This window comes from Sphingobacterium gobiense (assembly GCF_002980575.1).
Lineage (GTDB): Bacteria > Bacteroidota > Bacteroidia > Sphingobacteriales > Sphingobacteriaceae > Sphingobacterium > Sphingobacterium gobiense.
Genome location: NZ_PVBS01000002.1, coordinates 876,677 through 888,901 on the forward strand (window position 1 = coordinate 876,677; position 12,225 = coordinate 888,901).

Sequence of the window (12,225 nt, forward strand, 5' to 3'; positions counted from 1 at the left end):
GGAAATAGATTGGTATGCGGATATTTGAAAAGTTACCTTCTTTAACACTGAAGCAAAAGAGAATTGCCCTAATAACTGGGGGCACTTTTCTTTTGCTGTTGATAATTGGCCTTGTTGTAGCACTGTCCGTTCGTACGCGAATGCTTGATGAGGCTATGGTGAAAGTGGAGAACACTTTACGTGAGCGTTATCATATTGATTTTAATGTACAAGCGTATTCGTTTACAGGTCTGGCTACCGTAACTTTCCAGGATATTGAAGTTATACCGCAACAGCGGGATACCTTAGCAAAAATTGAACGTATGGCCGTGTCGGTTCGCTTGTTTCCGCTGCTGTTCGGCGATGTGAAAATCGGTAATCTGATTTTACAAAAAGCGGATGTAACGCTTCTAAAACGTGATTCTACCAGTAACTACGATTTTCTGTTTAAAAGGCAAACCAAAGATACGACGGCTCAGGTGGAAGAAGATATAGAAAGTAATTACGCTTCTTTGATTGACGGGGTGGTAAAGCAGGTGTTTTTTAAGATTCCCCGAAATATGGAATTGGAAAACTTTCAGCTCTCCTATCAGGACGATAGCGTCCACCAACGAATTCGTTTGCCGAAAGCCGTGATGGATGGTGGCGATTTCGAGACAAGTCTTTTTCTGAATGATCATGACGCGCAATGGAATGTGAGTGGACGTGTGAATCCCGGCAGACAACAATTAAAAATAGAAGTATCATCTGAAGAAAAGAACGTTGAACTTCCTTTTTTACGGAGAAAGTTTGGTTTGGGGGTAAGGTTTGATAAAATAATGTTCGATCTCGCACAAGTGAAGCGTGTCACTAAAGATTCTTTAACACTTGCTGGCAAGTGGTCCTTTGATAACCTGCATGTGCAGCATCCACGACTTTCCGAAGATGAGGTTGTTCTTCCTGAAGCTACCGGTGAAGGGCAACTCAATATTGGTAAAGCGGCGATAGAAATTGATCCAGCAAGCAAAATCCGGGTAAAGGAATTTGAATTTCATCCCTACATCAAATTTATTCCCAAACCGGATAAAGTGGTTAGTTTATCTATTCATACGGGTAAGTTCGAAGCAAAAAAGTTATTTGATGCTATTCCGCAGGGCTTGTTTGAAACATTAGATGGCATTCAAGTGGAGGGAAAGATAGCGTATGATCTGGACTTCTCCATTAACCTCGCAGAGCCAGATAGCTTGCTGTTCAATTCCAAAATCGACGATAAGGAGCTGAAAATAGTCAAATGGGGAAAAGCGGATATCGGCCAGTTAAACACTGCATTTACCTACAATGCATATGAAGATACGATACGTATGCGAGAGATTGTGGTAGGTCCGCAAAATCCTAAATTCACACCTTTAAATCAGGTGGCGTCTATTCTAAAGAAAACAGTACTGAATACGGAAGATCCGTATTTCTACCAACATAAAGGATTTGAAGAAGAAGCTTTTAAGCTATCTATCGCTACAAATGTTAAGGAACGTGCATTCAAACGCGGGGCGAGTACAATTACAATGCAATTGGTGAAAAATGTATTCTTGAACCGCAATAAAACGATGATGCGGAAATTCGAAGAGATTTTGTTGGTATGGTTGATGGAAAGCTCCGGACAGGTAAGCAAAGACCGTATGTTTGAAGTTTATCTAAATGTAATCGAATGGGGTAAAAATGTATACGGTATCCATGAAGCATCGGCTTACTATTTTGGTAAAACGCCTGCTCAGTTAAACATTGGCGAGAGCTTATTCCTTTCCAGTATTATTCCACGTCCAAAGACCGGGCTTTCGTCTTTTGATTATACAGGGAGCCTTAAACCGTGGGTACAGCGGCATTTCAATACCTATGGTTATATCATGAATAAACTCGGACAGCTGCAAGACGAACAAGTACCGGAAGCCTATGGTTTTTACGGTGTTGTGCTCGAACCGGGGTTACGACCGCCAAGACCAAAAGGATTGATAGATACAACTTTCAACGAAATAGACCCCGAACAAGAAGCTATTATGCGGGAGATGGAAAGGGACGAAGCCCGGCGAAGAAGCCTGCTGGAAAAACTTTTTGGCAAAGAAGTGGAGGGTGAGGAGTAATCACTCCTCCACATCTTTCAAGGCGTTCCGATAAAACAACGTATAAGGATCTGATGGGTAAACCATACTTTCAGGATCGTGTTTAAAAGGGATATCCGGGTTAAAGATTTCCTCCAGCGTCGCGCGGAGAAAAGTTACGAAATCCGCTTTTATGGCATGCAAGGTCTCTCCTGCTAATGTATCACTTCCCTTGCAAAATAAAGTTCCTTCTTCACGCATCCGCCGTGCGACATATAAATGGGGTTCTAGGTGCTTTCGACCCGTTACTTGCTCAAATACATAAGCATAGAACAGCGTTTGTATCATCGCTTTGTTTTCGGTGTTTGCCGCAAATACTTTGTCGATGTTTTTAAACGCGACACTATCTCCTCCGGTTTTATAATCCACAATACGTGGTATAACCTGGTTTTCATGGGTCAACATCTCATCCACGCGATCAATAATACCAAACAAGCGGACCGTCTCTTCTTTCCCGTTGACAAGAATCGGGAAATCGAATGTATAATCTTCCGTGTTCTCTAATTCGATGATCCGGAAGCCCTTATAATGCGTTATGTCGTATGCTAAATACACCTCGATGTATGCTGTAGCAATCTTGTGCATGATACGTTGCATACTATTCAACGCATTAACAGAGGTGATTTCTGTATAATATTGCGTGCCGATTTCCCGAACAACCAATTCGTCAATATCCGACAGTTTTGTTTCCAACACTTTTGTGGGGGTGAAATCCGATAATCCTTTGTAAGGTTTTAAGATGGTTTCCATCACATTGTGAATAACGATACCCAGCTTGTTCATCTCGAATTCATGAGAAATAGCCGGTGGCTCTTTGATCTCGGCAACATGTTTCAGAAAAAACTGTAGTGGCGATTGTAAATAGGTGGTCAGTGCGGTAGCGGAGAATTTTTTCTTTTCCATAATAAAGCTGTTCCATAATTTTCTCCATATGGCGCCTTCTTTCGGTATGACCAATTCTTCTCCAGCCTCTTGAAAACGTATAGGTTGCTGCTGTGTATTAACGGTGAAATGGAAATTGCTCTCGAATTGCAACTGCTTGATGAAACGGCTTTCTTCGCCGGTGCTGCTCTCATCGACCAAGCTGTTGTAAAAGACGTGTAGCTTATGGCTATATTGAAAATGTCGATAAAATAGATAAGCGGAAAGCGCATCTTGGTTTTCCAAAACAGGGAGGCCATAGGCCCGACGCAAACTGTTAGGAAGGAAAGTAGGAGAACTTGCTGTTTTTGGCAGGATACCTTCGTTGGCTCCAAGTATATAAATATGGTCGAAATTCAAACAACGGCTTTCCAATAACCCCATGATCTGTAAGCCATTTAAAGGATCGCCTTCGATTGCTGAGTTGATGGGGGCTATGGCTTTCCGGATTAATCCAATTTGGAAAGCAACGGAAGTAGGCGCGATGTTATCTATCCCTTGTTTTAGCTGATTCAGCACCTTCTTTGTTTCAATTAGCAGGTTGCTGTCGATTTGGCTAATGCGGTCGCGTGCAGCTATGGATACAAGTAAACCCTCGATTAAGTGTACCAGCGTTGGTATAAGCATAGCGGGGCCGGGTAATGGGTTAAAAAATTGAGGGAATACGCTACTTGCGACCGTTACCATGCGAATATCAACCTCCAATAGTTGCTTGTCGGTTATTTCTTTTAACAAAATTTCTCTTTCGACAGGAGCAACACCGGTTAGGGGGTGGTTAATGAATGTTTCTATAAACTGAAAAGGAATTTTTAGTCTATTGCGATGGGAAACTTCTTCTTGCACATCCATCCATAGATTCAAAAGTCCATATATTGGCGATTGTGTAAGCGGATAGCCCGTTGTGATATTGGGCTTCGCGTCAGGTAAACTTTGTAGTAGGGGAACGAGAAGACTTTCGTCGGCTAGCAGGATAGCTGCACTTTGATCAGGTGATTCGGATGCTTTTAAAACATCGTGTAAAATCTTTGTCTGACTATTCTTGCCATTAGCGGCATAAAGCTGTACTGCCGTGTCTCTATGGCCTAGTATATCGGGGGGAGCACCAAGCGCATTTAATAATCCATAGCTTTTGATATTACGACGGATAAACAGACCAGCTTCTTGTTGAGGGTCGTCTATGTAATAGGCATCCGTATCGAAATAGAACAGTGCCCGTTCCTCTTCCTGCCATTTTTGAAATAACCGTACTTCCGCTTTGCTCAGCGCATTAAAACCTACAAATAGGATCTTTTTATAACGATGCGTAAAAGAAGGGTAGGTTACATGCCCTTCCACCAGATTGCGATACAACGTTGGATAATTTAATTGTTTCTCCTGTGCTAATTTTTGTTTGAAAGCCTTATAAAGCTTAGGGAGTCGCTTCCATAGTTTCAGAAAGCGTTGCTGCAGACCGCTATGACCGGCGATGCTGAACGATTGCCAAAACTGACGGATGAAATGTTGCTGTTCAACGGTAAAATGCTGAAAGGTGATGTCAATCTTGGTTGTATCATACAGTTCCATAAAAATCTGGTCAATATCAACCAGTTCATAGTCCAATTGCCCAAAATCGCTTAAGATAATTTCTGCGATCGGATAAAAATCTTCTAGTGTTTCTGGTTCGACGCCTTCTGTAACCAGCAATTCATTGTGCAGTTGGAATAGATAAAAGAATTGCGTGAGCTGTGAAGCCTCAGCTGCATCGGTAGCCTGTTTGAAAAATTCCTGAATGGTAAAAAACTGCGGAGACCATATCGCTTGACCGTATACGTCTGCCAGATGCTTCTTCAGATAGGTAATGGGACGCTTATTGTTAAATATGATGGCGATGTCGGCTAAATCATTCCCAAAGCGCTGATAAATATCTTCTGCAACAATATATAAGAAAGGTTTGTTCATTTTACTTCAACTAATTCATTAATCTTTGCGTAATAGAGGTATCCCCTTACGCGGGTATATCCGAGGTTACGCAGCGCTTTTTTGTAACTGTCCACCTGCCATTGGTGGTCGGCGTAATCACCTTTTGTAAATTTAAAATCGAGCACAATCGTTTCTTCCTCACTGGTAAAAACCTTATCCGGTCGGATGGTCTCCCCGTTTTCCAGGATGATACTCGCTTCGTTCCATACCTTGTAGTTACCCGTTAACCACTGGTTGATCATAGGATGATGCCATATCTGATGGATTTCTTGCAAAAGAAACGGGCGGTCTTCCGTTGTCAGAATGCCATTTTCAATATAATTGTCAACGAGTTCACCTATTTCCCGTTCTATGGTGATCTCCGCCATAATTTCGTGTGCAAGAATACCATATTGCGCGGCTTTCTCCAACATCAAGATATTGTTGATACTTCGTTTGTTGGATTTATCGAAAGCATTTTGTAATTCCGATGAGACAGGGTAGGACGACAAACTGATATTACGGTGTATCATTTTCGTCTCGACCGACATTGGATCATCCTGATTTTGTTTTGATGGTTCTTCTGGTGTTTCGGAGCTGGGGTGGTCTTCCAATAGCTGGTTCTCGAGGAAAGGAAAGGGAGAGCGCTTGTCCGTTAAGACTTGATACAGCAAGTCGCTGATGTATTCATTCTTGATTTCAGACCCAAGTACTTCGCCGGTTTTCTTATCGACATTTTCCTTGAACGATGGCGCTAATACGTACAGATGTTGCACGGCTCTGGTGGTTGCAACATAAAATGTGTTCAGTGCGTCCATGTAATTGAACAACATCTCTTCAAAATATTGCTTGTAGAAAATCGACTTACCAATGGCGCCATTGTATTTTATAGGTATTTTGCCTAAAGCTTGAAATGGCGAATCTGCGGTATCGATCCAAAAATCACCGTTGGTCATACCGTCCAGATCCCAAGAGCAAAAAGGGAGCATCACGACATCATAAGCCAGCCCTTTGGATTTGTGTATCGTCGTCACTTCAATTGCATCTACTTTTCCGTTTGTTGGTAAGGCCGTGTTGTTACCGTCTTCTTCCCAATATGTTAAAAATTGCGTGATACCGCGTTCGCCTGCGGCGGAAAAGGTGGAAACGATATCCTTGAATGCCAGTAGATAAGGGATATGGATATTGTTGGTTTTCTGTAGTCCATAGATTTCGATCAATTGTTCAACAAGATGTATAAGAGGAGATTGTTGTAGTTTGGACCATTGCTTTGGCAGTTCGGTAGGCAGAATGGACTCGATATCACTAAGATTGTTGTTTTTGAATACTAACCAGTATGCGTGATCAAATGTTTGTTGCCGGCTGATGATTTGATAAAGATAAGCCATTTTTGCCCGATGGATGACATGTTTGTCTGTTGTATATACCAGTGCTTTGAGTGTTTCGATAAGCAATAGGATAGCATCATTGGAGGATAAATACAATGCGTCGCCCGAAATAACATCAAAATCCTGATCTGTACTGTTTTTAAAAAGCATTAATGTCTCAATGACCTGACGTGCTTGGGCATTGCTTCGCACGAGTATACCGATTTGCTTTGCCTCATACCGACCTGAAGAAATCCAATTCTGGATTTTGTCGCAGAGGAGCTGTAAAGCGTCTTCCATGACTTGGTTCCGCCGGTAGCGTCCGTCCTGCACAGGCAGATACTGAATTTCTATCGAACCTACTTTGTTTGGGTCATTTTGCCGATGAGGAGGGATTTGCTGTTGGCTATTTTTATAGGCCTTGACGAGCATATCGACGTTGCCGGAAGCCGTCCACCAATGTTGCCCTTCCTCATCCAGACACTCCATCACTTTCTCGTTGAGAACGTCCTGTAGCTTTTGCGGAATGGCACCAAAGAGGTAATTATTAAAGGTAATAATATGCGGATAGCTCCGAAAATTTGTTTCTAAAGAGCCATTCTCTATAAAGTCGGCGCGTTGCTGTTCGGATAAATGGAAAGTCTGTGCTATTTGATCTTCTACCTGCTGTAGTAAAATACGCCAGTCGCCATTTCGCCAACGATAGATACTTTGTTTTACATCACCAACGATGAGGTGTTCATTAATTTTTCGTTTGGCGTTCCCGAGGGCGTTAATTAATAACGGACTGTAATTTTTCCACTGAATACGGGATGTATCCTGAAACTCATCAAATAGAAAATAGTTGTACCGATTGCCAATTTTTTCCCAAATGAAAGTTGGGTCGTTATGTTCGTCCAGCCCTAATCTATTTAGTAGTATCTGTGCATCCGAAATGAGTTGCGCACCGTTTTCTTTTCGCCATTGACTTAGCAGATCGCTCATCTCTTTAAGCAACCGTAAATAATATAGATTATTTTGTACGGACTGGTAGGCGATGAATGTTGGAAATAGTCGGTATAAGTCGGCAAATTGTTGGAGGATGGGCTGCATCGCTTGCTTGATATCATAACGTATGCTTTTATCGGTTGTAGTATAGGCATCTTCGTTATCCAATAATATCAAGAAACGATCAAAATGCTTCTGAAGTTCGGAGGCGGATTGTTTATGGATATGCTCGCTGATTTTGCTAGCGGCGATAAGCTTGTTGCGAGATTTTCCTTTTAGTTCCTCGGCGGTGACATCAAATGATCGAAAGGTTACCGTAAAGGTCTGGATGGTCTGGCTTAAAGTATCGAGAAAAAATTTGGTTTTTTCCTGCACATCATTGTTAAGAAGCGTAAATATATCCCCTCCTTGGGCAGAGGCTAAATAAGCATTAAACTCTTGAAAATTCTCCGTAAAAATTAAGTTAGCGAGGCTAAGGAGTTGTTGCCGATAATTCCAGTTTTCATTGCGCGCTATTTTTTTCTCAGCGTAGTCGATAATCCATTCGAGTAAATCAGGACGTTCGTCCAACAGCTGGTTGAGCATAATGGATAAATCCTGTTTTACTTTTGAGGTATTCATCTCTATTTTATACGCCGCGTCAAGATTGAGTTCATAGGTAAAGCTGCGGATAACCTTTTGCGAGAACCCGTCTATGGTACTAACCGTAAAACGGCTGTAATCGTGTAGGATTTTACGGTAGACGCTATATGCTTTTTGTTGCAATTGCGATGCATCCCATTCCGGAAATTGTCCAAGTAGAAGTTGCCTAAAATCGGCTATTTTTTGGTTTTTATCAGCGGTAGCTAATCCTTGTAGAACACTAAGTATGCGTTCCTTCATTTCTGCCGTCGCTTTGTTGGTAAACGTTACGGCAAGAATCTCCCGATAGCTGTTTTCATTAGATAGCAATAGGGTAAGGTAATGAAGCGTAAGACTAAAAGTTTTCCCCGAACCGGCCGAGGCTTTTAATATTTTTAAAGGAGCAACAGGATTCATAATACAAAGTAAGGAGTAAAAATGAGAACGGCAAAAAAGTAAATATATAGAAAGAAAAATAATAAAATGTAGCAAGTAACAACTTGTTTTTCATATATTTGAATGTAATAGTATAACTACTGATTAATTAAAGTTATGAAAAGACTGCTCTATATGTTGTTCGTTTGCGGGTTGTTAACAGCCTGTGCATCGGATGATATGGAAGCGCTTTTATCGGATAGGATTTCGAGTATGGAGACCGTTGCCACGGTAGGTTATGGACTTCCGTCATCTGACGGACGTCTTACATTTGTTTATGATGAGCAAGGTCGTTTGAAAAAGGTAAATGATAAGGTGTTTTATTACGGAACAGACGGCAAAGTAACATATAGCCGTGTTTTCTTGGAATCTCCTCATCCGCACGGCAAGGCGGTGTATACGGAGCGATTATCTTATCATTGGGACGAACGGGGACGGCTGAAAGAGGTTTATTTGGACAGTCTTTACAAAAAAACACCGGCTATTCCAGGGGGGATTGTAATAGGCGATTCCGAAAATTTGCTGGAAAATACTTTGTTGGCAACGTATACTTATGAAGGTGTCAATCGGAAGCCATCTAGTATTGTCTATCGTCCGCTGACGCGTTCTGGGTCAAATATTATCGCGATAAAAGCTGAAGAACGCATAGATTATAGGTATGCGGGTGAGAACCCTTCTTCCAGTCTATTAACGGGGGTTATGGATGTTTCTATCTCGCCGACTTCACCTGAAGGACGTCCTTTTCAGATAACGACGGTAAATGCATATTTGCCTAATATACACCCCTTAGCGAAGTTATATACGCAATTAGGTTTTCATCCTACTGATCTTGCGGGAGTTATTCCTTTAAACTGTGTTAGTACGATCCAACGAGAAATCGAAACGGAACATGTTGAAGATGTAGAGTTTACACCTCCTGAGGAAGGGGGGATTCATTGGACTGATGTTGGAGCAGAAGATATCTCGGTAAGCACGGGGCTTGGTTCCTTTGAAGGAAAAACAACATATAGCTATCGTTTCAATGTATTGGAACTACCCATTGAAATTGTTGGAGAAGGGGATGGTACTATGCAGCGCACGGTAATTACCTATGAATAACCTGATTTTTATATAAATTTTAATTTCTCCTTTTTAGTTTTTATCTTTGCGTCCCCTCTTGCGCGAAGCACGGGGGATATGTTGAATACATAAACAATTAAAAAGAATGGCAACTAAAATCAGATTGCAAAGACATGGTAAAAAAGGAAAACCTTTTTACCACGTAGTAGTAGCAGATTCACGTGCTCCACGTGATGGTAAATTCATCGAGCGTTTAGGCTCTTACAACCCAAACACAAACCCAGCGACTATCGTTTTGGATTTCGACAGAGCTTTGTACTGGATGAACGTAGGTGCACAACCTACCGACACAGCTCGTGCTATCCTTTCTTACAAAGGTGTTCTTTATAAAAAACACTTAGAAGGTGGTGTGAAGAAAGGCGCTTTTGACGAAAGTCAATTAGAAGAGAAATTCGCTAAGTGGTTGGAAGAGAAAGCCGCTAAGATTGAAGGCAAGAAAACAGGATTAGTTCAATCGAAAGAAGAAGCTAAAAAAGCTGCTCTTGCTGCCGAAGCGAAGAAAAATGCAGAAAAAGCTGCTGCTCTTGCTGCTAAAAATGCACCAGTTGTGGAAGAAACGGAAGCAGAAGCACCTGCTGACGCTCCAGAAACAACGGCAGAAGACGCTGCAAGCACAGAAGAAACTGAAGGATAAATCTTATTCATACAGATTCAGGAAAAGCCGAGTTTATGAAATTCGGCTTTTCTTATGTTCTTTTTCCCCGTGAAAAAGAACCAAAAACCTCGTCGCTTCGGAGATTTGAAATAGTGGATAGTGCTAAGGATGAGTTTCTACAGACTTCAAATCTCCGGATGCGACATTGGAGTGGTAAGGAGGGATAGTACAATAGCGGAACGCTCACGATCAGTAATGATAGCGGTTACGCGGGCTATAAACGACCTTATATTGTTCTGCGACCATTTTTCGGCAGGCTATTTCGTAAAAAACAAAATACTGTCTGAGCGAGGCGAGTTTATTTTGTTTCGGAATAGACAAAGGAAAATAGCAGAACCATATTCAGTCTTGATTTATGGACTCGTGTTTATTTTGGTATCCATGAGCTCCCTACGGTCGGTTTTTGTTTCTTTTTTTGTCAAGAAAAAAAGATAAAAAATACTATTATGAACATTAACGAAGCATTTTATATAGGCTATATCACAAAAACACGCGGACTAAAAGGCGAATTGCAGCTGTTTTTTGAATTCGAGGATTATGATGAATTAGATCTCGATGTCCTCTTTTTGGAGGTGAACAAAAAGTTAGTCCCTTATTTTGTAGACAGTATAAAGTTGCACAACAACAGCACAGCGTATTTAAATCTGGAAGACATAGATCATGTGGACAAAACGAAAGAGCTTATAAAAAAGAAGGTCTATCTGCCCAAGGATAAAATGCCTGAAAGGGATCCAGACGATTTTCGATATACCGATCTTATTGGGTACGTTGTGGTAGATGAGCACGACGGCGAAATCGGTGAAATAATCGACGTACAAGAGTTTCCACAACAATTTATCGCTACTGTTGATTTTGCGGGAAAAGAATTAATGTTTCCTTTGAGTGAAGACCTTATTTTGGGAATTGATGAAGACGAACATATTATAGAAGTGGAGCTGCCGGAAGGCTTGATCGACCTATATCGAGAGTCCTGATCAAAGTTGAATTTCATTTTCATAACTCCTATAACTTCCATATCTTTCGTAACTTTTAGATAAAAATGAAGATTATAGACCATATAAAGAATGCAAACGGAAAAACCTTGTTTTCATTCGAGTTATTGCCACCTGCAAAAGGGCAGGGTATCCAGAGTATTTTTAAAACGATGGATGAGCTTATGGAGTTCAAACCTCCGTTTATTGACGTGACCTATCACCGGGAAGATTATATGTATAAGCAGCATGAGAGCGGGCTGTTGGAACGTGTTGCTTACCGAAAGCGGCCCGGCACAGTCGCTATTTGTGCGGCTATTATGAATAAGTATAAAGTGGATGCCGTGCCTCATTTAATCTGTGGTGGATTTACGAAAGAAGAGACAGAAAATGCGCTTATCGATTTAAACTTTTTGGGTATAGATAATGTATTGGTACTCCGTGGTGACGCCAGAAAAGGCGATCCTGACTTTGTCCCCACACCGGGCGGACACGGTTATGCAACGGAACTGCTCCAACAGGTTATTGATATGAATAGCGGGAAGTACTTACATGAAGATATTGAAAGTACGGCGAAAACAGACTTCTGCATAGGCGTAGCGGGTTATCCAGAAAAGCATTTTGAGTCACCGAATTTTAATACGGACTTTAAATGGCTGAAGAAAAAAGTAGAGATGGGTGCCGAGTTCATCGTAACACAGATGTTTTTTAACGTCGAAAAATACAAAGAGTTTGTCACGAAATGTAGGGACAATGGAATCCATGTACCTATTATCCCCGGACTAAAACCCATGACGACCAAAAGGCAGTTGATTATGCTACCCAAGATTTTTCATTTGGATATTCCAGAGGAATTAAGCGAAGCGGTAGAAGCGTGCAAAACGAATGCTGAGGTAAGACAGGTAGGGGAGGAATGGTTAGTGGAACAATGTAAAGAGCTGATTAAATTTGGGGCGCCTGTGTTACATTTTTACACCATGAGTAATCCAGGGCCGACCAAGAAAATTGTCGAACGACTGGCTTAGCGATAGATTTTTGATCTGTTAAAATTTGTTAATATACAGGTTTTGATAACAGATATACGTAGTTTTAATGGGCTA

7 protein-coding genes are annotated in these 12,225 nt (G+C 41.4%); 5 read left to right on the forward strand and 2 right to left on the reverse strand.

Annotation, left to right across the window (positions count from 1 at the left end):
* The first annotated feature begins 14 nt into the window (after positions 1–14).
* Entirely contained in the window at positions 15–2,093 is a 2,079-nt protein-coding gene (locus tag C5749_RS12375; RefSeq protein ID WP_105726468.1) for a transglycosylase domain-containing protein, read from the forward strand.
* Here the strand turns inward: C5749_RS12375 and C5749_RS12380 are convergent, their stop codons facing one another.
* Positions 2,094–4,970, reverse strand: a complete 2,877-nt coding sequence (locus C5749_RS12380) for a PD-(D/E)XK nuclease family protein (protein ID WP_105726470.1) — start codon at positions 4,968–4,970, stop codon at positions 2,094–2,096.
* Positions 4,967–8,362 carry a UvrD-helicase domain-containing protein gene (locus tag C5749_RS12385; protein ID WP_105726472.1) on the reverse strand — a complete coding sequence of 1,132 codons (3,396 nt, stop codon included), beginning with the start codon at positions 8,360–8,362 and terminating at the stop codon, positions 4,967–4,969. The genes C5749_RS12380 and C5749_RS12385 overlap by 4 nt, the downstream gene beginning before the upstream one ends.
* 135 nt (positions 8,363–8,497) lie before the next feature.
* Between C5749_RS12385 and C5749_RS12390 the strand changes: the two genes are divergently transcribed.
* The 4 genes from C5749_RS12390 (at position 8,498) to metF (ending at position 12,150) form a co-directional block, all read left to right on the forward strand.
* Complete coding sequence (locus tag C5749_RS12390; protein ID WP_105726474.1) at positions 8,498–9,478, forward strand: hypothetical protein; 981 nt, start codon at positions 8,498–8,500, stop codon at positions 9,476–9,478.
* A gap of 106 nt (positions 9,479–9,584) precedes the next feature.
* Positions 9,585–10,133 (forward strand): 30S ribosomal protein S16, encoded by a 549-nt coding sequence (locus C5749_RS12395; protein ID WP_105726476.1) that lies wholly within the window; start codon positions 9,585–9,587, stop codon positions 10,131–10,133.
* A gap of 467 nt (positions 10,134–10,600) precedes the next feature.
* Positions 10,601–11,128 (forward strand): ribosome maturation factor RimM, encoded by a 528-nt coding sequence (gene rimM / locus C5749_RS12400; RefSeq protein ID WP_105726478.1) that lies wholly within the window; start codon positions 10,601–10,603, stop codon positions 11,126–11,128.
* 65 nt (positions 11,129–11,193) lie between these two features.
* On the forward strand, positions 11,194–12,150 hold the full coding sequence (gene metF, locus C5749_RS12405; RefSeq protein WP_105726480.1) for a methylenetetrahydrofolate reductase [NAD(P)H]: 957 nt from the start codon (positions 11,194–11,196) through the stop codon (positions 12,148–12,150).
* Positions 12,151–12,225 lie beyond the last annotated feature (75 nt).